15 protein-coding genes and 1 tRNA gene are annotated in these 22,737 nt (G+C 73.4%); 8 read left to right on the top strand and 8 right to left on the bottom strand.

Annotated elements, in window-relative coordinates; all coding sequences use genetic code 11:
• Positions 1-90: 90 nt before the first annotated feature.
• Positions 91-948 carry a helix-turn-helix domain-containing protein gene (locus ACQB60_RS12340; protein WP_496925956.1) on the bottom strand — a complete coding sequence of 286 codons (858 nt, stop codon included), beginning with the start codon at positions 946-948 and terminating at the stop codon, positions 91-93.
• A gap of 344 nt (positions 949-1,292) precedes the next feature.
• Positions 1,293-2,063, bottom strand: coding sequence for a GOLPH3/VPS74 family protein (locus ACQB60_RS12345; RefSeq protein WP_496925957.1), 771 nt, complete (start codon positions 2,061-2,063; stop codon positions 1,293-1,295).
• Between the two features lie 205 nt (positions 2,064-2,268).
• On the opposite strand from ACQB60_RS12345, the gene ACQB60_RS12350 reads away from it, so the two are divergent.
• A complete protein-coding gene (locus ACQB60_RS12350) occupies positions 2,269-4,920 on the top strand; it encodes a D-alanyl-D-alanine carboxypeptidase family protein (protein WP_496925958.1) in 2,652 nt (883 codons plus the stop codon).
• 251 nt (positions 4,921-5,171) lie between these two features.
• A complete protein-coding gene (locus ACQB60_RS12355) occupies positions 5,172-7,004 on the top strand; it encodes a DUF8823 domain-containing protein (protein WP_496925959.1) in 1,833 nt (610 codons plus the stop codon).
• A gap of 48 nt (positions 7,005-7,052) precedes the next feature.
• Here the strand turns inward: ACQB60_RS12355 and ACQB60_RS12360 are convergent, their stop codons facing one another.
• The 5 genes from ACQB60_RS12360 to ACQB60_RS12380 are packed head-to-tail and all read right to left on the bottom strand — an operon-like array spanning position 7,053 to position 15,622.
• A complete protein-coding gene (locus ACQB60_RS12360; protein WP_496925960.1) occupies positions 7,053-8,312 on the bottom strand; it encodes an extracellular solute-binding protein in 1,260 nt (419 codons plus the stop codon).
• Complete coding sequence (locus tag ACQB60_RS12365; RefSeq protein WP_496925961.1) at positions 8,309-9,535, bottom strand: GlnX family signal transduction membrane protein; 1,227 nt, start codon at positions 9,533-9,535, stop codon at positions 8,309-8,311. The genes ACQB60_RS12360 and ACQB60_RS12365 overlap by 4 nt, the downstream gene beginning before the upstream one ends.
• Positions 9,532-11,007 carry a VWA domain-containing protein gene (locus tag ACQB60_RS12370; protein WP_496925962.1) on the bottom strand — a complete coding sequence of 492 codons (1,476 nt, stop codon included), beginning with the start codon at positions 11,005-11,007 and terminating at the stop codon, positions 9,532-9,534. Before ACQB60_RS12370 ends, ACQB60_RS12365 begins: the two co-directional genes overlap by 4 nt.
• Complete coding sequence (locus ACQB60_RS12375) at positions 10,929-13,748, bottom strand: tetratricopeptide repeat protein (RefSeq protein ID WP_496925963.1); 2,820 nt, start codon at positions 13,746-13,748, stop codon at positions 10,929-10,931. The genes ACQB60_RS12370 and ACQB60_RS12375 overlap by 79 nt, the downstream gene beginning before the upstream one ends.
• Entirely contained in the window at positions 13,745-15,622 is a 1,878-nt protein-coding gene (locus ACQB60_RS12380) for a trypsin-like peptidase domain-containing protein (protein WP_496925964.1), read from the bottom strand. Before ACQB60_RS12380 ends, ACQB60_RS12375 begins: the two co-directional genes overlap by 4 nt.
• Before the next feature lie 166 nt (positions 15,623-15,788).
• Between ACQB60_RS12380 and ACQB60_RS12385 the strand changes: the two genes are divergently transcribed.
• From ACQB60_RS12385 to ACQB60_RS12400, 4 genes are all read left to right on the top strand, one after another.
• Positions 15,789-17,351, top strand: coding sequence for a hypothetical protein (locus tag ACQB60_RS12385; protein WP_496925965.1), 1,563 nt, complete (start codon positions 15,789-15,791; stop codon positions 17,349-17,351).
• Between the two features lie 113 nt (positions 17,352-17,464).
• On the top strand, positions 17,465-18,427 hold the full coding sequence (locus ACQB60_RS12390; protein ID WP_496925966.1) for a hypothetical protein: 963 nt from the start codon (positions 17,465-17,467) through the stop codon (positions 18,425-18,427).
• Positions 18,428-18,697: 270 nt separating this feature from the next.
• On the top strand, positions 18,698-19,525 hold the full coding sequence (locus ACQB60_RS12395) for an ANTAR domain-containing protein (RefSeq protein WP_496925967.1): 828 nt from the start codon (positions 18,698-18,700) through the stop codon (positions 19,523-19,525).
• A 1-nt stretch (position 19,526) separates the two neighbouring features.
• Positions 19,527-20,321, top strand: coding sequence for an ANTAR domain-containing protein (locus ACQB60_RS12400; RefSeq protein ID WP_496925968.1), 795 nt, complete (start codon positions 19,527-19,529; stop codon positions 20,319-20,321).
• A 49-nt stretch (positions 20,322-20,370) separates the two neighbouring features.
• On the opposite strand, the gene ACQB60_RS12405 is transcribed toward ACQB60_RS12400, so the two are convergent.
• A tRNA-Arg gene (locus ACQB60_RS12405) sits at positions 20,371-20,446 on the bottom strand.
• Positions 20,447-20,663: 217 nt separating this feature from the next.
• Here ACQB60_RS12405 and ACQB60_RS12410 point away from each other — a divergent pair.
• Together ACQB60_RS12410 and ACQB60_RS12415 are read left to right on the top strand one after the other, a co-directional pair.
• Entirely contained in the window at positions 20,664-21,590 is a 927-nt protein-coding gene (locus tag ACQB60_RS12410; protein WP_496925969.1) for an NADP-dependent oxidoreductase, read from the top strand.
• 48 nt (positions 21,591-21,638) lie between these two features.
• Positions 21,639-22,619, top strand: coding sequence for an AraC family transcriptional regulator (locus ACQB60_RS12415; RefSeq protein ID WP_496925970.1), 981 nt, complete (start codon positions 21,639-21,641; stop codon positions 22,617-22,619).
• The last annotated feature ends 118 nt before the right edge of the window (positions 22,620-22,737 follow it).

The following is a 22,737-nucleotide window of genomic DNA, read 5'->3' on the forward strand; positions in this document are numbered from 1 at the left end:
TATTCCAGGGGGGCCTTCCGCCCCGACGCGGCGAAGGTGTACCGTGCGGCGCCTTCCCGCCCGGGGCTGCCCCATGCTCACAAAACGGACTCAGCGCGTGTAATCCTTGGCGATGTCGGCGATGAACTCGCGCGACTGGTCCACATTCAGGGCTTGTGCCCGCAAATGCTCGTACATGACGCTGTATTTCTGGACGTCGTTGGCCTTCTCCAGATACAGGTCACTGGTCACGCCCTCGATGTAGACGACGCTCGAATCGGACGCGTCGGGGAACTCGAGGATCGCGTACTGGCCATTGAGGCCGGGATGAGCCCCCATGTGGAAGGGGATCACCTGCACGGTCACATGCGGGAGTTGGGACTGCTCGACGAGGTACTCCAGCTGCTCGGCCATCAGCTGCGGTGTCCCCACGACACGGCGCAGCGCGGCCTCGTCGAGGACGGTCCACAGGCGCAGCGGATTCTCCGGCGCCGCGATGCGCTCCTGGCGGCGCATGCGCACCTGGACGCGCTTCTCGATGTCGGTGGGGGTGGTCTCCGGGAGCGCGCCGGTGATCAGCGCCTCCGCGTACGGCCGGGTCTGCAGGAGTCCCGGCACGACCTGCGGGTCATAGACGCGCAGCGAGGCCGCGTCGGTCTCCAGGCCGATGTAGACGCTGTAAGGGATGTCGCCGAAGGAGTGCCACCAGCCTTGCTGGCGCGAGTCCTTGGCCATCTGCATGAGCGAGTCGACGATGCGGTGGTCCTCGACCTCGTACACCGCGCACAGGTCGCGGACGTCGCGCTGGCTGATCGACCGACGCCCGTTCTCCAGGCGGCTGATCTTCGACTGCGAGACGAGGAGCTTCTCCGCCACCTCTTCCGCCGTCATGCCCTTGAGCTCTCGGAGCCGGCGCAGCTCCTGGCCCAACCGGCGCCGCCTGACAGTGGGATTGACATTGGACGCCACGGGACGTGCACCTCCGGCTACGTGCCTCTACTTTGCGTATCTGCTGTTCAGCAGAGTGCCACCAAGGGGCTTCGTGCCGCTGGGAAACAGCGGATGTGAGGCGCGCGTGAGCAGTGCGGACTCAAGTGATGCGGCCGCGCGGGGCGGCGGCCCGGTGGGCCCCGGCCCCGCGCGGCCCAGCGGCTCCCGAACCGGGTCTGGGGGACTGCGGTGCGGCGCTGGTGCATGGTGCTGCGGGTCGTGCGTTGTGGTGCGGATGGTGCGTGTGGTGCAGGTGGTGCGTGAGCGGTGATGGTTGCTGCGGCGGTTGCTGCAGCGGGTGAAGAGGTGGTGCCGGTGCGGCCTCAGTGGGCCACGGCGCGAGCCATGGCTCCGCGGCGCGACTGCAGCGGAACCTGGTCGACGCGACCGGGATCCGGAGCTGTCCGGTCCGCCTTGCGGCCGACCGATCCGGCAGCGGCTGCCGGCGCCGGGCTGCGGCGCGGCTGGGCCGCCACACCGTTCTGAACGTCCATCACGGCGTGCGCCACGAGGCCGCCCATGGGGTCGTGCCTGATGAGATCCCGGAGGCGGGAGCGGGATGAACGCCCCTCGTTGCCGGGATACAGGTGCTTGCCGAGGCCGACCGCGTGGGCCAGTGCGGCGAGCGCCGCGGTCCGCGGGTCCGGTGGTACGCCGGTGCGGATCGCGCTGTCCAGCCGGGACCTGATCTCCCGGCTGATGGCCGTGTCCGTCGCTTGGTAGCGAGTCGTCGGCAGCACTCCGCACATCTGACCGGCGACGGCATGAACCATGCCGCACCGCTCGAGGTGCGAGAGATACGTCTGGCGCAGCCCCAGTCGGGGCCCGCCGATCCAGTGGACGGCCCGAACCGGGCTGCCGCGCCTGCGCAGCAGTTCCAGTGCGGAGTCCAGAGTCGGATCTCCGGTCGGCCGTGGCATCACCACGGCGATACGATCCCCGTCTGGGGCTATCCGTCCGGCCAGCGCCAGCTCTACTAGCTGTGCTCCGGCCAGACCCAGGTCGAGCGACTGCGGCTGCGCTGTGGTGCCCGTGGCCGGGTCCAAAGCGAGCAGCAGAAGCTCCTCCGGAATTGTTCTGCGGCTCCTGCCCATCCATGCCTCCCCGCGTGGATGAATGACAGGGTGACCCCTCTCACATTGGTCTGTCGAGAGTGCGTGACCGGTAAGTACGGGAACCAGTAGGTATGTCGTTCTCGTCTACCACGGGGGTTAAGCCCTCACACAGGACACTGGTACATGGTTCGGACAGCGCGTCCGTCCAAAAAAAACGGCGTTACGGCATATCGAGGAGGCATCGGTGGCGGGCGAGTCCCCCGACAGGTCGGAGCAGCGGAAGTCGTCGGGGACCCCGGCTGCGGACGAAGGCGCGAGCCAGGCCCCGCGTGACCCGAGGCTCGCGGTGACCCGCGAGGACCAGGCGACTGCGGTGTTCTCGACGAAGGACGTGGCGCGAACAGGAAACGGTTCCGCACCGGAGCCGAAGCCGCAGACGGAGCCTGAGCCGGAGGCGGGGTCGGCCGGGGAGAGCGGCGACGCGCGCCTGCGGGCGGCGGTGGCGGCGTGGGTCGCCACGGCGGACGACGAGACGTCCCCGGAGGACGCCCCGCCCGCCGACGCGCGGCCTGAGCCTTCTTCGGCGTCCCCGGCGTCCCCGGCGTCCCCGGCGTCCCCGGCGGACGACGCCGACGCCGAGCCGGACGCCGACGAGTCGCACTCGGAGGGCGACTCGGAGGACGTCTCGAGGAGCGCTTCGGGGGCGGGACTTGGCGCCGCTGCCGCGTCGGACTCCGACTCGGACTCGAACTCCGACTCCGACGCGGAGCCCGGGGCCGCGCCTGAGTCCGGTTCCGGGCCGGAGGCCGAAGCCGGTGACCGCGACGAGAGCGGGTCCGACGCGAAGCCCGCCGCCGACTCCTCGGCCGAAGCCGACGCCGCCGAGCCTTCCCCGGAAGCCGACTCCGACTCCGAGCCCGAGGCGGCGCCCGAGGCGGGCGACGGGGGTGTCTCCGCGTCCTCGTCCGGCGAGGACGACAGCGCCCGTGCCGAGGCCGAGCCCGCCTCGAAGACCGACGCCGACGCCGACGCCGACACCGACACCGGCGCCGACTCCCGAGCCAAGGCCGACGCCGAGCCCGAGGACGCCCCCGGCCCGGACGCCAAGTCCGACTCCGAGGCGAAGCCCGAGCCCGAGAAGAAGCCCGAGTCGGACGCCGAGCCCGACGCCAAGCCCCCCGTCGACCAGGCCACCGCCGTCTTCAAGACCATGCGGCGGACCGAGGTCGATCAGCCGACGACCATGCTCAAGCTCGGGGACCAGAAGCCCGAGGCGGGCGCCGGGAAGGCGGCCGAGAGCGAGGCCGAGCGGACCAGCAAGTTCGTCGCGCTGAAGCCGCTCGACGAGCCCAAGCGTCAGCCCCAGGGTCAGCCCCAGGGGCAGCCCGCGGGGCAGCCGCAGAGCAGCCCCTCCGAGAGCCGGTCCAAGGCCCCGTCGGAGCCGGCGGCGGCACCGGGGCAGCCGAAGTCCGGGGCTGGAGCCGAAGCCGGGGCGCAGGCCGGGTCCAAGGCGCCCACGCCCGACAACGGCGTCCCCGACACCCCCGAGCGCACCCGCCAGCAGCCCCTCCCGCCCAAGCCCCCGATCGACCTGCTCGCCGAGCTGACCAACACGCCGCCGCCGCCCGAGACACGGGTCCGCACCGCCGTGCGGCGGGTCAAGATCTGGACGCCGCTCGTGCTGCTCCTGGCGATCGTGTTTGCAGTCGTACAGGCGGTGCGGCCGCTGCCCGACCCCTCGCTCTCGCTGACCGCGCAGGAGTCCGTGTCGTTCGACGGGAGCAAGCCCTCCATCCCGTGGCCCACCCAGGGCCAGGCCGCGATGGACGTGAACGGGATCGGGTCCTTCGGCACCGCGGGCAAGCAGAAGCCCGTGCCGATCGCCAGTATCGCCAAGGTCATGACCGTGTACGTGATACTGCGCGACCACCCCATCAAGCCCGGGGGCAAGGGCTCCATGCTCACCGTCGACGACAAGGCCGAGGCGCACTACAAGTCCGGCAAGGCCGACAAGGAGTCCGTCGTCGATGTGAAGGCGGGCGAGAAGATGAGCGAGTACGAGGCGATCCAGGCGGTGATGTTGCCGTCCGCGAACAACGTCGCGCGCATGCTGGCCCGCTGGGACTCGGGCGGTGACGAGAAGGCGTTCGTCAAGAAGATGAACGACACCGCCAAGGAACTCGGCATGAAGAACACGACCTACACCGACCCCAGCGGGCTCGACAAGACCACCGTGTCGACCGCCGAGGACCTGGTGAAGCTGGGCCGTGCCGCCATGGACGTCCCGGTGTTCAAGGAGATCGCCGCGCAGCCCTTCTACACCCCGAGCAACCACCGCGGTGACCCGAACCGCAGCGACGGCAAGTGGGGCAACTTCAACAGCCTCGTCCCGACCGTCGCGGTCGGCATCAAGACCGGTACGACCACCGCGGCCGGCGGCAACCTGCTCTTCGCCTCCAAGAAGACCGTCGGCGGCAAGGAGCAGCTGATCATCGGCGCCGCCCTCGGCCAGTACGGCAAGCCCGGCGTGGCCAACATCGACGAGGTCACCAACGTCAGCCGCGCGCTGATGGAGGCGGGCGAGGCCGCGCTCACCGCCAAGAAGGTCGTGAAGAAGGGCGACGTCGTGGGGCATGTCGACGACGGGCTCGGGGGGACCACCCCGGTCGTCGCCACCAAGGACGTCTCCGCCGTCGGCTGGGCCGGGCTCACCGTGAAACTGCAGCTCGACACGGACAAGGGCAAGACCATCCCGCACTCGGCGAAGGCGGGCACCAAGGTCGGCGTCCTCCGCGTCGGCGACGGCAGCAAGGCGGGCGCCGTCGAGGTTCCCGTCGCGCTCCAGCAGGACCTCAGCGAACCCGGCTTCGGGGCGAAGCTGACCCGGATCAGCTGAGCGGGCCCGTGACGCCGCAGGGGGAGGCCGGTCCGGGCCTCCCCCTGCGGCGTGCGTGCTAGCGTCACAAGTTCGGGGAACAGCACGAGCGGGACAGCACCACGCGGCTGCGGGACAGCACCACGCGGCTGGGGACGCGATCAGGTACCGGGATCAGGTACCGGGATCAGGTACCGGGATCAGGGACCGGGACCAGGGACCACGCGACCCGCAGGACCAGCACAGAACAACACGGGGAAAGAGAGCCTGCAGTGGCCACCGCGGAGCCGACGCGCGCAGACGATGCCGGGACCACGAGCACCGGATCGCGAATACGGCTGCCCGCCCAGCGCCGTACCGGCCCGGCCACCCGCCCCGGCGACCCCGACTCCCGCTTCCGCGCCCTGCTGCGCCACCCCGTCACCATCTCGGTCCTCACGGCCGCCGCACTGCACCTGATCTGGTCCTTCACGTTCGCCAGCAGCGGCGGTGACCTCGCCGCGCAGGACGCCTGGGCCGAGTTCGTGGGCCGCCACCCCGACTCCGCGTACAACCTCGCCTGGTACGGCGGGATGCACCCGGTCTCGTACAGCGTGGTCTCGCCGTATCTGATGTCGGTGCTCGGCGTGCGCACCACGATGATGATCGCCGGGACCGTCTCGGCGGGCCTGCTCGCGATGATCCTGATCCGCAGCCGGGCCGTGAAGAACCCCCTCGCCTGCTCGCTCGCGGGCGTCTTCGCGCTGATCTGCAACGCCATCTCGGGCCGCGTCACCTTCGGCCTCGGCCAGATGTTCGCGCTCATGGCGGTCGCCGCCGTCTTCTGCTGGCCCTACCGCTGGCGCTACAAGCGGTGGGCCAAGGCCCTGGTCGCCGCGCCGTTCGCGGCGCTCGCCACGATGGGCTCGCCCGTCGCCGGGCTCTTCGTCGGCCTCGTCGCCGTCGCCCTGTTCCTCAGCAAGCGCTACCCCGGCGCGTACGCCCTCGGCATCGCGCCCGCGATCGTGGTGGGCCTGTCCGCCTGGCTGTTCCCGTTCTCCGGCACCCAGCCGATGATGTTCTGGTCGACGCTGCTGCCGCTGACGTACGCGATCCTGACCGTCGTCCTGGTGCCGAAGCACTGGAAGACCGTGCGGATCACCGCGGCCGTGTACGGCGTCTTCGTCGTCGGCGTCTGGGTGATCAACTCGCAGATCGGCTCCAACATCACGCGGCTCGCGATGTCCTTCGGGGGCGTCGCGATGCTCGCCGCGCTGCCGTTCCTGGTGCCGAAGTCCCGCAAGTGGTACGCGGCGGTGATCGCCTTCGTCGGCTTCACCGTGTGGCTCGGCATCAAGACCGGCGACGACATCGTGCACGCCCGGCCCGACGCCGCCTGGACCCGCGAGCTGGCGCCGCTGGTGAACGAGTTGCAGGAGGTCGGCACCGACAGGGGCCGGGTCGAGGTCGTGCCCGCGCGCAGCCACCGCGAGGCGTCCGCCCTCGCCCCGTACGTGATGCTGGCCCGCGGCTGGAACCGCCAGGCCGACATGGAGCGCAACCCGCTCTTCTACGACGACACCCTCAACACCGCGAACTACCACGCGTGGCTGCAGCGCTGGGCCATCCACTACGTGGTCCTGCCCAAGGGCGAGCCCGACGGCGACGGCGGCAAGCGCGAGGCGAAGCTGATCAGCGACGGCCTGCCGTACCTGGAGCAGGTCTGGGTCGACGACAACTGGCAGCTCTACAAGGTCAAGGACCCCACCCCGCTCGCCGACCCGCCCGCCACCATGGAGCGCACCGACCAGGACCGCATGCGGATCAAGGTCGACAAGCCGGGCAAGGTCCTGCTGCGTGTCCCGTACTCGCCGTGGCTGAGCATCGTTGACGAGCACGGCAAGGGCGTCGCGCGTCCCAAGGAGACCGACGAGTCCAAGAAGCGGGACCACGACGTCTACGAGAAGGAGTTCGACAACCCCAACGGCTGCCTGGTGGAGGCGGCCGAGGACTCCGACGGCGACAAGTGGACCGAGCTGGTCGCCCCGAAGCCGGGGGTCTACCAGCTGGGGGCGCCGTACCAGCTGCCGCGGGGCACGCCGTGTCCGGAGGAGCTGGCGAAGTAGCCCGCCGCCGCGCCGCCGCGCCGTCTCGCCGTCTCGTCGGCTCCCCGGTCAGTCGGCCGGGGAGTCGCAGATGTCCTTCGCCAGGATGCGGACCGAGGCGTTCTTGCGCGCCTCCCCGCGCACTTCCTCGCGCACCCGGTCCAGCTGCTTCAGGAGCGGCTTCAGGTTCTTGGCCGTGGGGTCGCCGAAGTAGCTGAGCACCGCCCGGTGGAAGGCGTCCCTGACCCGGGGCGGCATCACGTCCGAGGCGTCGAAGCAGAGCGTCTTCGCCCGCCGCGTGAAGATCCTGGTGATCGCGGCGCCCTCCCGGTCCTCCGGCTGCGGGTCGGAGCGGGCCGGGAAGAACGGCGCGAGACCGGGCTCGGCCGCCCCCTGCCACTCCTTGCGGGCCGCGGGCGAGGACAGCCGGTCGACGAGTTCCCTGGCCTCCCGCCGGCCGGTGAAGACCGCGGCCATGTCCCCGGACACCTCGAAGGTGTCGGCCCCGGCGCCGCCCCCGATGAAGGCGGCCGACGGCTGGACCCGCACCTGGTCGCCCACGTACACGTGGCGGATGAAGGCGCTCTGGTGCTCGTGCGTGCAGCCCTTCAGCGAGTTCAGCAGTCCGCGTTCGTCGCGGCCCTTGTACGGCATGCCCAGCGGGCCCGCGGGGGCATACGTCTGGTGGTCGTCGAGCATCCGGCCCCACTTCTCCCAGGCGCCCCGGATACCGGTCCACGGCAGCTCGCCCGCGGCCCACCGCTTGTAGACGTCCTGGCCGTACAGGTGCAGCACGATGTCCTCGATCCAGTCGGTGCCGGGCCAGCCCGAGGTGGCCTCGGACGCCATGCCCACGCACCAGCGCGGGGCCGCATCCGACGTGCCCTTCTTGCTCCACACCAGGCTCTTCACATCGACCTTGAGGGGCACCCAGTACGTGGAGCGCGCGTGGTTCACCACCAGCTTCGGCACCCAGGGCGCGAAGGCCCGGGACGCGGCCGTGCCGTCCAGGGGCTTCAGCCGGTTGTCGGCCGCGTACTCGGAGAGCTCGCCGATGCTGTTGAGGACCGCGACGTCCGGCGGGTCGCCCGCCTCCAGCTTCGCGACGAGGGTCTCGCGCAGGGAGCGCGTGCCCTCGTACTCGTACGTGACGCTGTCGTCCTTTGCGTCGAGGCGCGCGAGGACCGCGCGGAACGCCTTGCCCTCGGCGTCCGTCCACGGCCCGAGGACGACGACCTTCCGCGGCGCGGGCGCACCGCAGCCGCCCGCGCCGAGGGCGGTGACCGCGAGCAGACAGCAGACGAGGGCCGCGCGCAGCAGACGGCTCATGTGGCGGCTCCTGGGCGGGAGATGAGGACGTACTCGCGGCGGTAGACGTACAGCGCGGCGCCGGCGAGGGCCGCGCTCAGCAGCCCCGCCGGGGCCACCCAGGGCGCGACCCCGTCGAGCGCGGAGAGGCGGCCGTCGGCCAGGTCATGGGTCGCGGTGGCGTCGAGGGCGGAGATCACCGGCGCCTCGGGCTTCTTGAACGGGTGCTTCTCGGCGAGGGTCTCCCGCTCCGGCCCGGCGTCCTCGGCGAGGGCGGCGGCCACGTCCGTGACCCGCCCCTGCGCCCGCTGCACGTACACCGCGTCGACGGCGAGCACCGGCACGGCCAGGAGCAGCAGCAGGCTCACCCACAGCGGCCAGCTGATGAGGTGCAGCCGGTGGCGCACGAAGGTCTGGGCGCGCCACAGACCGACGGCGAGCAGCACGAAGGCGACGGCGGAGACGGCCAGGGCGGCGAGCACCAGGGCGCCCGGCCCCGCGCGGTCCCCGAGGCGGGCGCGCAGGGACGTCTCCAGGGCGGTGATCCGGTCGACCACGGTGGTGTTCTCGGAGGCGGCGTCCGGCGGATAGCACGTCAGCAGGGAATCCCTGGACCTGGCGGCTTCGACGGCCTTGCCCTTGCCGTTCCTGGGGGGCTCCTTCGTGCACAGGATGCTGCGCGCGTACCCGAGACCGGCCTGCCGCAGGGCGTCCACGTCGGCGTTCAGCTGCGCGTAGCTGATCCAGTTCGCGTAGTCGACGACGAGCCCCGAGACGACGTCGAGCTCCTGGCGCTCCGAGGCGGTGAGGGCGTCGCTGCGGGCCGCCTGGTTGAGCTTCTGCGTGGTCCGCGTGATGCGGGTCCGGTACCCGTCGCTCATCCCGCTGAGCTTCACCGCCTCCTCGATGGCGAGGCTCTTCTCCGCCTCCTGGTCGGCCATCCGCAGGGACACCCGGGCGTCGGCGAGTGCGACGAGGGCGGGCTTGTACTCGTCCCGGATGTACGCGGAGTCCCCGCGCACGTCCGCGTACGCGAAGCCGAAGGTGCTGAACGCGACCACGGTGAGCAGGGGCAGCGCGACGAGGCGGTCGCGGAGGTAGGAGCTGCTGCGCGGCGGGGGCTGTCCGGGGCGGCCGCCTGCGGGCGGCGGCCAGGCGTAGCGCAGCACCCGCCGCCCCACGTCGCGGGCGACGAGGACGGCCATGTGGGCGTGGCGGCGCAGCGTGCGGCCCCGCTCGCTCACCGCTCCGCCCCGCCCGGCAACACCGTCGTGCTCGCGTGGATGCGCGCCGCCTCCACGTCGAACCGGGCGATCCGGTCGAGGAGTTCGACCTCGCCGCGGTCGGGGTCGACGACCCGGACCAGCTTGCGCAGATGGTCCTGCATCGTCGTGTCGCCGGTCGTGGCGGCCAGCTTCCAGGCGGTGGCGAGGAGGGTGCGGGCCTCTTCGCGGCGGCCGCTCTTCAGCTCGGCGCAGGCCCGTTCGTACGTGTCGTGGAGCTCTTCCTCGTGCTGGTAGTGGGCGACCCTCGGGTCCAGCCTGCTGTAGAGGTCCGCCTCGTCGGACCAGCGCATCAACACGGCCTTGCCCAGGGGGAGTTGAACGGCGGGGGACGGAGGATCCACGTCGACCTCCACCTCCGTGAGGAGCAGCTCCTTGTCGCGCTGCTCCTTCTCGTACGGGGCGCTGACGCACAGCAGGTAGTCGCGGGTCTCGTCGCCCCAGGGTGCCGTGTCGTACTCCTCGACGGGGCCGCCCCTGCCCGACTCCTCGTCGGAGCGGTCGACGTGGGCGGGGCGGAGCCGGGTGCGCGTCGGGTGCACCTGCTCGAAGTAGTGCAGGCGGACGCCCTTGCGGTGGTAGAGGCGCAGGCGCAGCCCGGTCAGATCGCGCTCGGCGGCGCGCTGGGCGAGTGCGGCCAGCTCGGCGGGGAGCTGGGCGAGGTCCGCGACGGCGCGGGCGCGGCCGCCCAACCGGCCGGTGATCAGGAGGAGTTCCTCGGTCTCCCAGTCGTCGCCGATGCCGACGGCGTCACACGTGAAGCGGCCCGCGCACCGCTCGACGCGGGCCGTGAGCTCCTCCCGGGACTCGTACGCGGGCAGGTTCTTGCCGTCGGTGAGGAGCAGCGCGTGCCGGGCGCGGGCGGTGCCGGGCCCCGCCGTGTCCCCCTCGGCCCCCTGGAAGAGGCGGCGGGCCCGCTCCAGCCACGTGCCCATCGCCGTGCCCCCGCCCGGCGTGCAGCCGTGCAGCGCGGCCTCCGCCTCCGCGCGGGTCACGGCGTCCGCGACGGCGAGCGCCGGGCGCCTCGGGTAGATCATGTCGGAGTCCTTGCGCCCGGCGACGAGCGCGAACTGGGCGCCGTCCGGGAGCCGGGCGAGCGCGCCCACCGCGGCCTCGCGGGCGGCGGCGAGGCGGCTCGGCGGGATCACCATCGACGAGGAGTGGTCGATGAGGAGGACCTCGGCGAGCGGCGGGCGTTCGGCGCCGCCCGGCGGCTCCACGGGGTCCGGGTCCGCCTGCCGGGCGGGCGCCGCGGCCCGCGCGTTCTTGCGTACCGTCACCGTGATCACCGCGTACATGCGTGGCGGGTCGGCCACGAACGGCGCCTGCGGGCGCGGCAGTTCGTGGACCTGGCTCACTTCGAGGGTGATGGCGGCTCCGGGCGCGCGGGCGCCGTCGTCCGGGTCCACCACGTGCTGATTCTCTCGGTCCATCGAGTGCCCCCGTGGTATCGGTGGTGCCGGAGCGCGTACGGCCTGGTCACATAGGCGCGGTCCAGGATGAGCGCGGCGACCGGACCGCCGTCCGGCGCGTCCATGCGCGCCGCCTGGTGGGCGAGCCGCTGGTAGAGCTGTGCCAGATCCTTGCGCAAGTCGCGCGGCCCGTACGGGAATTGGATGCGCGGGTCCGCCTCATGGGCGACCCGCTCCAGCTCCCGCGGGGGCATCGCCTCCGCGCCGACGAGCCGGTGCGCGGCGCCCCAGACCTCCGCCTTCATGCGCACCCTGGCCGGTTCGTCGGTGAGGCCGTGCGCGTAGCAGAGCCGGGACAGCCGGCGCAGCGCCTCGGCCAGGTCGTCGGCGGTGCGCGCGTGGTCGGTCCACACCCGCAGCGCGGCGGTGCGCGCCGGGGTGCGGTGCGGGGAGTGCTGCGGGACGGCGTCGAGCGCCTCCATCGCGTACGCGAGCGCCTCGGGCCCGCCGAGGGCGAGCCGGGCCCGCACGGCGCCGAACGCGGCGCTGCCCAGGGAGGGGTTGCGCAGCCGCACCGCCTCGTAGAACGTCAGCGCCTGGCGCCCGCGCCCGCCGTGCTCGGCGCAGTAGCCGAGGGCCAGCTTGGGCGCGTACTCGCCGGGGATCGCGCTGTAGACCCGGTCGAAGCGGTTGCGGGCCGCGCCGATCTGCCCGCCCGCGAGAGCGAGCAGGCCGTGGTGCCAGTCGAGGCGCCAGTCGTGCGGGGCGTCGCGGGGGCCGATGGCGGCCGCGGCGCGGGTGAGCTCCCGCGCGGCGCTCTCCAGCCGTGCGGCGTCGTCCCCGTCCGGCCGGCCGATCGTCCGCAGCCGCAGGCGGCAGCGGAGCAGATGGATCTCGGTGGAGTCCCGCCACTCGCTGACGTGCTGGAGCAGCGCCTCGGGCGCATCGTCCTTGAGCCGGCTGAGCTCGCCGTGGTGCGGGTCGTCGGGGGAGGGACGGGGGACGGGGAGCTGCTGGGCGATGCGGAGGGGGGCGGGGGGTGGGTAGGTGGAGCGGGGGGTTTCTTGTGGTGTTTCGGGGGGCTGGGGCTGGGGCTGGGGCTGGGTCTGGAGCTGGCGCTGGGTCTGCGGCTGGGGCTCGGGCTGGCGCTGGGTCTGTGGCTGGGCCTGCTTCTGTGGCTGAGGCTGGGTCTGTGGCTGCGGCTGGTCCTGAGGCTGAGGCCGGGCCTGTGGCTGCGGCAGCGGCTGGGCCTGCGGCCGGACCTGCGTCTGCGGCAGCGGCTGGGTCTGCGGCAGTGTCTGTGGCTGGGTCTGCGGCTGCTGCGTCCCGCCCCCGGGCGTGGGCGGGACCGCCCAGTGCCGTGGGTGCGGCGCGTCCCCGAGGCCGCCGTCCAGGGCGTGCGCGGAGAGCAGGAACAGCGGTGACGGCTCGAAGGTCTCCTCGCCGGTCCGCAGCGACCGCAACTCCCGGAAGACCCCCCGCAGTTGCTCCTCCATCTCCTGGGCCGTGGCGAACCGGTCGGCGGGCTTCGGCTCCGTGGCCCGGTACAGCGCCCGGGCGAGGGAGACAAGGCCGAGCCCGCCCGGGGGCTCGGACATGGCGCGGGGCGCGGCCACGGAGGGCGTGCCGTCCGGGCCGAGGGTGCCGAGGCGGCGCAGCCGGGCGCGGTCCTCCGGTTCGTTGTCGATGCCGATGCCGCTCAGGCTGCGCAGCGTCATGCCGAGGCTGAACAGGTCGTCCCTGCTGGTGGATTCGCCGTGTGCGCCGACCGTCGGGGCGTGGTAGCCGGGGGTGATCTCGCCGGGCGCGCCGGACTCGCGGACGCTCGCCACGTCGATGAGCTTGGTGCTCGCGCCGTCGTGCATCACGTTCGTCGGCTTGAGGTCCCCGTACACCTTGCCGCGCCCGGGGGCGTGCAGATGACGGAGTCCGGCGAGGACGCGGATGCCGTAGCCGAGGACGAACTCGTGGTAGCGCGCCCCATCGAACTCCTCCGGGTGCCGCGCCGCCCGGGCCCGCACCTCCTCCAGGTTGAGCCCGTCCGCGTACTGGAGGACGAGGAAGTCCCCGACGTCCGGGTGGTGGCCGTAGTTGTGGACCCGGATGAACGCGTCGTGGTTGAGCTCGACGAGGGCCTTGCGCTCCCGTTCCAGTGTGTGGCGGGCGGCGGCACCGGCGATGTCGTCGTCGCGTCGCAGCAGGATCTTGATGGCGACCTCGCGCCCGCCGACCTTGGTGTCGAGCGCGAGGAAGACCTCCCCGAGCCCGCCGTAGCCGAGCGGCTTCACCAGCCGGTACTGGCCCGCGAGCAGTTCCCCGGGCGGCAGCGGGAGCCGCGCGGCGAGCCCCGGTTCGGCGGTGCCCGGTTCGGCGGTGCCCGGGTCTGTGCCGCCGGCGTCCGTGCGGCGCGGCAGGGTGATCTCGGGCAGGGTGGTGGGCTCGGGGTTCTCGGGCGGGGTGCGGACCAGGGCGGTGGTGAACTTCGGTGCGGACACGCGTGGTGGGGGCCCGATGCCGGACAGGCGGGTCCGAGGGAGACGGGTCCGGGTGTACGGGTCCCGGGGCGCGGCCCGGGGGGCCGTGGCGGCGCCCCCGTGCTCGGGCGGCGGCGAGGAGGCGGGCGGCGCGGCGGGGGGCGGGGTGCGCGGGGCGACGACGGAGGAGTGCCGCTGCGTCGCGGCGTCCACGGGCTCGCCGGTGAGGCGGCAGTAGCCGGTGGGGCTGAGGGTGCCCCGGCAGCCGGGGTGCGGACAGGGCTTCACGACTCCCCTTCCTGGTGCGGCTGTTCGGGATTCTCGTGCTCACCCACGACCTCGTCCGCGACCTCGCCCGCCCCCTCGTCCGCGACCTCGCCCACGACCCTCCGTACGACCCGCGCGTACGCCGCCACGGCCCGCTCCGCGTCGGGCAGCGGACACGGCCCCGCCATCAGCAGGTGCTGGGCCTCCGCGAACGCGTCGACGGCGCCGGGGTGTTCGGCGAGCCCGTGCGCGGCGAGGCGGGCCTGGTGGTCGGCGAGCAGGGCGCGCAGCCGCAGGTGTTCGTCGAGGACGCCCTGGAGCGCGCGCTCGGCCCGCTCGGCGCGCAACAGGTAGGTCTCCACGGCCTGTTCGGCGTACGACAGCTTCTCCAGGAATATCGGCCCGCTCTGCTCCCTGCCCTGGCCGCGCTGCTCCCGCAGCTCCTCGGTGAGCTGCACCGTCCACACGGCGCCGCGGGCCGCGTAGTCGGTGGCCCGGGGCGGGTCGACGACGCGCCGCTCCACGCGCCGGAACAGCCCGCGGGCCCGCCGCTCGGTGGCCGCGAGTACGGCGACCCGGTCCCCGATCCGCTCCAGCCAGGCGTCGGCGCGGTCCGCGGGCAGCAGGTGCTCCGCCATCGCGTACGGGAATCCGTGCTTGCTGTCGCGCACGACGAGCAGCAACCGGGCGCCCGCGTCGGCCAGTTCGCGCAGGACGTGCACGGCGGCGGCCGGGTCGGTGGCGGACCGGTCGGCGCCGAGCACGGCGACGGCGGGCCGCCGCGAGCCCGCGTGCCGCAGCATGTGCCGCAGCACGGCGAGGGCCTCGCGGGTCTCGCCCTGCTCGGGCCGGTCGAGGGCGACGCCCTCCACGTCGAGGACGAGGTTGATGCTGCCGACGCGGGGGGTGAGTCCCGCGCGGGAGAGGAGCGGCGCACCGGAGCCGCCGCCCTCGCCGTGTGCCGCCGTCCCGTTGCCTGCGGGCAGTTGGGCGGGGAGCTGGGCGGGGAGCTGGGGCGACTGCTCGTACGCGGCCAGGTTCAGGACGACGTCCAGGGCCTGGCGGGCGCGGGCGTCGTCCTCGGCGATGAACAGCACCTCGGTGTCCCAGGCGCACGCCTGCTCGGCGGGGGCCGCGTCCGGGCCCTCCAGCCAGCGGTTGACGGTGCGCTGGAGCCCGTGCGGCCGGGCGGCGCGGGCGGCGTCCGCCGAGACGACGCGCGGCCCCGGGATGGCGTGCGGCCCGGTCACGTACCGCTCCGCGAACCGGCTGAAGTACTTCGAGACGGTCGCCGCCGGGATCATGTACCCGCGTTCGCCGCTCTCGTCGGCCTGGACGACGATGCCGAGGACCCGGTCCGTGCCGTCCTCCAGGACCCCGGCCCCGCTGAACCCTTCGCGCAGCCCCCGCTGCGCCGTGTGCGGCCCGGTCAGGTCGATCTGCACCCGCTCGTCGCCCGCCCCGCCCGGCCCGCGGCAGGCCCCGGTCAGCCACTGCCCGCCGGACTCGAACTCCGGGAATCCGTCGATGAGTACGGAGGTGTCGCGGTAGTCGAGGGTGCGGTGCAGGGTGACGGGCGAGGCGACGGGCGCGGCGGTGTCGAGGGCGAGCAGCGCCAGGTCGCCCTGCGCCCGGCCGAACGGGGGCAGCCAGTGTCCGGGCACCACGGTCGCGGTGCGCTGCGGGGTGCGGGGCAGCCCCTGCAGGAGCGGGAAGTCGACCTGCACCCGCTCGGGCGCGCGGCCGGTGCCGGGGTCGAGGACGACGTGCGCACAGGTGAGCACCCGGTCGCTGCCCAGCAGCACCCCGGCGCCGAGCACCTCACCGCCCCCTGAGGGCCCCCACTCCCGCAGCCTGACCCGCCAACTCCGGTGGTCCACCGGCGAGTTCCTCATGCTTCCTCAGAATAGGTGCGGGGCGGGGGTATGACGCCTGAGTTGCGTGAGGAGACGGTGACGGGGCGTGTCGCCGGCCGCCGGGCCGCGCCGCGGTACGTCTCGTTCCCGTTGCACCGGCGCCGCGGGCCTTGTCGCGGCACGGGGAGCGGTGTGTGCTGAGCGGATGATCGCTCGTACCCCGGCCGCCCGAGGGGCCACCGCCGCCGTCCTGCTCGCGCTGCTCGTGCCGCTCGCCGGGTGCGGGGGCGAGGGCGGCGGAGGCGACGGAGGCGACGGCGGCGGGCGCAAGGGCGCGGCGACCGGGTCGGGCTCCCCGGCCCCGGTACCGACCGCGAGCCGCCCGCCCGAGCCGGGCAAGGGGACGAAGGACCCCGACGACCTGAACGGCGACGGGCACCGGGACCTCGTCCTCACCGTGCCCGTGGCGAAGCCCGGCAGCCAGGGCGCCGAGACCCGGCTCGCCGTCGTCTTCGGCTCGGCGGGCGGCCTCGACCCGACGCGCCGCACCCTCTACGGCCGCCCGGACCTCGGCCTGCCCGCCGACAAGGGGGCGGAGCAGGGGGACGCGCCCGCCCGTGCCCGCTCGGTGGGCCCGGTGACCACGGCCGACCTGGACGGGGACGGCTTCCCCGACGTCGTGGCCCAGGTGTCCGTCCGCCTGTCGGACGAGGAGGCCCGCCGCACGGGTGCGCCGATGGATTCCCGCTCGGACACCTACGTCACCTGGGGCGGCCCCTCCGGTCCACGGCGCGGCACCGGGGCGGTGCGGCTGCGGCTGCCCGCGCCCGCCGCCGCGCAGGGCCTCGCCCTCGTCCGGCGCGGCGACTTCGACGGCGACGGCCACCACGACCTGGCGGGCGTCCGGCAGGACGGCAAGGAACTCGACCTGCTGTACGGCCCGTTCACGCGGTCGGGCGCCCCGGCACGGACGGACACCCGGTCCCTGCCACAGGACCAGAACGTCGCGTACGGGACGCTGTGCGTGGACGACATCGCGGCGTCGGGGCGGCCGCGGGCCACGGGCCTGCTCGTGCACTACGGCGACGACGGCGAGCAGGCGGGCGGGCTGCTGTTCGCGGCGGCGGGCGGCGGCAGCGGCGACGGCGCCCGGGGGATCGCGGCGACCGGGCGCCCGGTCCGGGCCGGAAACGCCTTCGCCTTCGGGGACTTCGACGGCGACGGGGCGCGGGACCTGGCGGTCGGCGACAGCGGCAGCCGCAACGACGAGCCCGGCTACGAGACGGAGCCGCCCGAGGTCGACGGGGCGTACGCCGTCTACTCCGGCGAGGGCGGCGCACCGGCCGCCCACCGGCTCCCGAAGACGTCGGGGGAGACGGGGCTGTCCACCACCTCCACCCGCGCCTTCTTCGCCGCCGACCCGGACGGCGACGGCAAGGACGGACTCCTGGTGGCCGGTCCCGAACAGGTCCCCACCGCCGTACTGCTCGACGGCGACAAGGAGTCGGCCCGCCTCACCCGCTCCGGCCCCGCCACCCTGGACGGCGCCCGCATCCCCGCCGACGACCGCCGTACGAGCGTGACGGCGACCGGGGACTTCGACGGCGACGGCGCGGACGAGACCGTCGTGGCGTGGGCGACGAGGACGCTGGACGGCACCTACGGCACGGTCCCGGTCCAGTGGTGGATCACGAAGGGCCTGACGGACCAGGACCAGCTCACTTTCTCCACACGGAAGTTGGCTCCCGTACCGCATTCCGCTGAGTAAACTGCGGCGCTCGCACACGTCGCGGGACACCAAGGAACTGTCGCGGGACACCAAGGAACAGTCGCGGGACACCAAGGAACAGTCGCGGGACACCAAGGAACAAAGGGGTAGCAGTGGCACACGGGGGAAACCAGGGCTGGGGGCCACGCAACAACCCACCCCACGGAGGCGGCCCGGACCCGTACGGCCCCCCGCCCCAGGTCCCGCCGCAGGGCGGCGCCCCGACCCCGCCCCCCTACCCGTCCCCGCACCTCGCGCCGCCCTACCCCCAGCCCCACCCGTACCCGCGGCCCCAGCCGCAGCCGCTGCGCAGGCGCCGCTCGGGCTGCGGCTTCCTCTTCGTCTCGCCGCTCATCCCGCTGATCCGCTCCGCCCGCAACCGCGCCGAGGCGATCTTCAACCAGCCGGGCGGCGGCCGCGTCGTGGACTCGCTCGTCACGAAGGTGCAGCTGTGGCGCGCGCTCGCCGGAGCGGCCGCGACCCTCTATCTCATCTACACCTACGGGGCGGACGACGGCTGGAGCGGCGTCGCGAACGACGGTGTGGCGAAGCTGATCCTGGCCCCGCTGCTGCTCATCCTCACCGGCCCGGTGGCCATTCTCGTCTTCATCCGCTGCGCGCCCGCCGACCAACGGCGCCTGCTCCGCTCCCGGTTGGGCGCCCCGCTCAAGGCCGTGGCCTGGTGGGTCGGGATCCTGGTGGGCGTCGTCCTGGCGCTGGCGGGCAGCGCCTGGATCATGAAGCAGAACTACGGCACGCTGGTGATGGGCCTGGTGGCGCTCACCCTCCTCATCGGCCTCCTCTGGCTGCTGCCGTTCATGGCCTTCGCCTCCGCCTACGCCGCCCGCTACGCCTTCAACACGGCCAACGTGCACGCCGCGCTCCCGGCCGTCCTGACCGTCGTACTCGTCTGGGAACTCATGCTCTGCAGCCTCGCCCTGGACGGCGGCCTGCCCCATGGCCCCCCGGCGGCCCAGTGGTCGGCGGTCCTCGGCGGCCCGCTGTCCGTAACGGCGGTGGCCCTGTGGGAACTCCACCGGATGCGGACGCGGCACGGGGTGCGGATCCGCCACTGAGCGGTCCCCTCCGGGCCCGGCCGGACTATCGTGGATGACGCACCGTGAATGCGCCCAGGCCGTCCGGAAGCGGCCGCAGCGGCGCTTCGGACGGGCCGATACGGAACCGGGGCGGATCAGCGAGTTCCTGTCAGCGGGCACGACGGGCCCCCCAAGGGGTCGACCTCATGGCTCCTCATGGCTCCCACCGCGGTTCGCCCTCAAGCCAAGTCCTCGCCCGGCACAGCGGATTCGGGAGCCGATGGAAGAGGGAAGACGGGCTGACTCCTGATGCCTACGTCAGAGCGCGAGGTGTTCATCGCCGAGGTCGTACTCGACCTGGCCGCACGCGCGGACGGCTTCGACGCGCTGGAGCTGCTGCACGACCTGACCTCGCGCACCGTCGATCTGCTGGCGGTGCGCTCGGCCGGCGTCACCGTCCTGGACGAGGCCGGGCAGGTGGACTACCTCACCGCCTCGGACGAGGTCTGCCGCCGACTCCAGGAGATCCAGATCGACTTGGACGAGGGCCCGTGCGTGGACAGCACCCGGTCCCATGCCGTCCTGCCCCCGGTGCTCCTGGGGCCTCCGGGGAACCCTGGGCCCCCGGGCACGCGGAGCTCCTCGGCCGGGCCCCCGGGTACGCGGGGCTCCCCGGGGCCGGGTACGCGGGGCTCCCCGGGGCCAACTTCTCAGCGCTGGCCGCGCTTTGCGCCCCGGGCTCTGAGCGCCGGCATCATCGGCGTCGCCGCCGTCCCGGTGCGCACGTCCACGCACAGCGTCGGCGCGCTCAACCTCATGATCGACCGCCGCCCGCTGCCGACCCTGGGGGACCTGCGCCTGGCCCTCGCCCTCGCGGCCGGTGCCGCGCACTGCCTGCAGCAACGGCACGTCCTGCTCACCAAGGACGAGACCATCCACCAACTCCAGTCCGCACTCGACAGCCGGGTCACGATCGAGCAGGCCAAGGGAGTGCTGTCGGCCCGCCTGGACGTCGACATGGAGGAAGCCTTCGCCCGGCTTCGTTCGTACGCGCGCGCCCGGCAGGAGAAGCTGGGCGACTTGGCCGCACGGGTCGCACGCGGGGCCGTCCCGGCCGAGCTCGACCGGACCACGTGACGTGCCCGCCCCGGACGAGGGGCCCGAGCCGTCCGAGGCCGCGCTGCCCGGCACCCCCTTCGCGGACCTTCTCACCCGTGCCCGCCGCGCCGCCCGTACGGGCCTGGGCCTGGGCGCCGCCCCGCTCGCCGGCGCCGCCCGCCTGATCAGCCTGGACGCGCTCACGGTGAGCGCGGTCGCCCACGACGGCCACCTGGAACTCCTGTGGAGCGACCCGCCCCGGGGCCTCGGCCCGGACCTGGACGACCTCCAGTACGTCCTGGGCGAGGGCCCCACGCTGGAGGCGGTGCACCAGAGCCACTCTGTGCTGGTGCCCGACCTGACATCGATGGACCCCACACGCTGGCCCACGTTCCTGACGGCCGTCGACGGCGTCACGGACGTCGCGGTGCGCGGCGTCATGGCCGCCCCCCTGGAACTCGGCGCGGCCACGGTCGGCGTGCTCACCGGCTACGCCACCACACCCACCCCGCTCGCCCCCGGACAACTCCACGACTTCCACTGCCTGGGCCGCGTCCTGCTGCTCCTGCTCCTGCACCAGACGGCGCCCGCGACGGCGAACAACCACGGCGACGTGACGGCGAACAACCACGGCGACGGGAACGGCGGCGGCATCCACCTGTACCGCGCCGAGGTCCACCAGGCCACCGGCTTCGTGGCCCACCGGCTCGGCATCCCCCTGGACCAGGCCCTGACCCGCCTCCGCACCCACGCAGCCACCCACGACCGCCCCCTGTCGGACCTGGTCCACGCAGTCCTCACACGCCGCCTGTCCCCGGAGGACCTGGGCCTGTGAGCACCCACGCGAGAGGCCCCGGACCGTGATCGGTCCGGGGCCTCTGGACTGGTGCCCCCGGCAGGATTCGAACCTGCGACACCCGCTTTAGGAGAGCGGTGCTCTATCCCCTGAGCTACGAAGGCCAGCCCAGACAGGGTAGCCGATGGCGGGAAGTGGCGGGGTGGGGGCGGGGGTGCGGGCGGCTGCTGTCCAGGGCGACGGGGGTGCAAGACGCTGGGACATGTGGGCGAGACAGAAGGCTATTCAGCGGCTCGTTCGGGCTCTCTACGGTGGAGCACATCAGCCAGAGGCGGCCCACTGGATGCAGTGGCAACCCGCCGTATGAGAAGGAGAGTTGCCGTGCGTGCAGTCGTTCAGAAGTCCTTCGGTGGTCCCGAGGTCCTCGAGGTCGTCGAGGCCGAGCGGCCGAAGCCGTTGTCCGGTGAGGTCCTTGTGCGGGTCCGTGCCAGTGCCGTGAATCCTGCCGATGTGGCCGTCAGGGCCGGGGCCTTTCCGCTGCTCGGGGAGCCGCCCTTCGGGGTCGGGTGGGACATCTCGGGTGTTGTCGAGGAGGCGGGGCCCGGTGCCCGGTTCAAGGTCGGGGACGAGGTGTACGGGATGCCGTTCTTCCCGCGCGCCGCCACCGGATACGCCGAGTACGTCGCCGCCCCCTCCCGTCAGCTCGCCCGCAAGCCCGCCTCGGTCGACCACGTGCACGCCGCCGCCGTCCCGCTCTCGGCGCTCACCGCCTGGCAGGGCCTCGTGCAGGCGGCGGGCGTGCGGGAGGGCGACCGGGTGGTGATCCAGCGGGCGGCCGGTGGGGTCGGCCACTTCGCGGTGCAGATCGCGAAGGCGCACGGCGCCCATGTGATCGCCGTCGCGAGCGCCGCCCGGGAGGACTTCGTGCGCGGGCTCGGTGCCGATGAGGTCATTGACTACCGCACCACCGACTTCACCGACGTCGTCACGGACGCCGACATCTTCCTCGACTCCACGGCCCAGGGGGACCGCTCCCTCGGGGTGCTGCGGCCGGGCGGCACCCTCATCAGCGTCCTGGAGCACGGGGACGCGGAGCTCGCGGCGCGTGTCGAGGCGGCCGGGCGGCGCTTCGCGGGGGTCTCGGTCGAGCCGGACTACGCGGCGCTCGAAGCGATCGCCGAGCTGGTCGACGCGGGGCGGATCCGCCCCTACGTGGAGGAGACGTTCCCGCTGGCGGAGGCGGGCAAGGCGCACGAGCTGGTCGCGGCGGGACACGTCCAGGGCAAGATTGTGCTGACGGTGGAGTGAGACGGAACAGACACGCAGCAGCCTGAGCATGCGGGGGACGAGGGCGGGATGGACATCCTCACCGAGGCGCTGGCCTCGATGCGCACGGGGCAGCCGGCCTCCGTACGGACCAACGGCCGTGCGCCGTGGGGGCTGCGGCTGCCGCCCGTCGCAGGGGCCGGGTTCCACGTGGTGCTGCACGGGACGTGCTGGCTGGTGCCGCTGGCCGACGCCCCGCACGCCCCGCACGCCCCGCACGCCCCGCACGCCCCGCACGCCCCGCACCTGGAACCGATTCCGCTGAACCCCGGCGACGTGGTCTTCCTGCGGGACGGGCGCGGCCACATCCTCGCCGACCAGCCCTCCACCCCGCCCCAGGTGCCGGAGGCCGAACGGTTCGAGGAGGGTTCGCCGATCGGGTCGGTGACGCTCGGCGGTGACGGGCCCGAGACGAGTCTGCTGTGCGGCAACTACCACCTGGACCAAGGGCGTCCGCACCCCCTGGTGCGCCAGCTGCCCGAGCTGATCCACCTGCCGACGCGGCACGGCAGGCACCCGGAGCTGAGCGCGGCCGTCCAACTCCTGTCCACGGAGCTGGAGAACCCGCGCATCGGCTCGGCCGGCATCGTGCCGACCCTGATCGACTCGCTGCTCCTGTACATCCTGCGGGCCTGGCTGGACGACCAGCCCGCGGCCGTGGCCCGGGGCTGGGCCGCCGCGCTGAGCGACGCGGCGGTGGCACCGGCCCTGTCGGCCATCCACGCCGACCCGTCGGCCACTTGGACGGTCGAGTCGCTCGCGGGGCGCTCCGGTCTGTCCCGCGCGGCCTTCGCCCGCCGCTTCAGCACGCTGGTGGGGGAGCCGCCGATGGCGTACCTGACCCGCTGGCGGATGACGACGGCGGCCCGGCTGCTGCGGGAGACGGACGCCCCGCTGACGGCGGTGGCCGCCCGCACCGGCTACGGCTCGGAGTTCGCCTTCGCCAAGGCGTTCAAGCGGGAGTTCGGGGTGGCGCCGGGCGGGTACCGGCGCGGGACGAGGGCGGCGTAGCCCCCCCCGCCCATCCGCCGGTCCACCCCCGTCCACCCCGTAAGTCATCGGGCCAGGCACACTTCAAGTGCAGCAATTGCATCAATGTCACCATCAATGCCATGACTTTTGGGGAACA

The sequence above is a fragment of the Streptomyces odontotermitis genome (assembly GCF_050510915.1).
GTDB lineage: Bacteria > Actinomycetota > Actinomycetes > Streptomycetales > Streptomycetaceae > Streptomyces.

Coding starts and splice junctions, on each gene's coding strand:
- ACQB60_RS12345 (WP_496925957.1), bottom strand. CDS start 2,063: ATGGGCAGGAGCCGCAGAACAATTCCGGAGGAGCTTCTGCTGCTCGCT.
- ACQB60_RS12360 (WP_496925960.1), bottom strand. CDS start 8,312: ATGAGCCGTCTGCTGCGCGCGGCCCTCGTCTGCTGTCTGCTCGCGGTC.
- ACQB60_RS12370 (WP_496925962.1), bottom strand. CDS start 11,007: ATGGACCGAGAGAATCAGCACGTGGTGGACCCGGACGACGGCGCCCGC.
- ACQB60_RS12380 (WP_496925964.1), bottom strand. CDS start 15,622: ATGAGGAACTCGCCGGTGGACCACCGGAGTTGGCGGGTCAGGCTGCGG.
- ACQB60_RS12385 (WP_496925965.1), top strand. CDS start 15,789: ATGATCGCTCGTACCCCGGCCGCCCGAGGGGCCACCGCCGCCGTCCTG.
- ACQB60_RS12395 (WP_496925967.1), top strand. CDS start 18,698: ATGCCTACGTCAGAGCGCGAGGTGTTCATCGCCGAGGTCGTACTCGAC.
- ACQB60_RS12415 (WP_496925970.1), top strand. CDS start 21,639: ATGGACATCCTCACCGAGGCGCTGGCCTCGATGCGCACGGGGCAGCCG.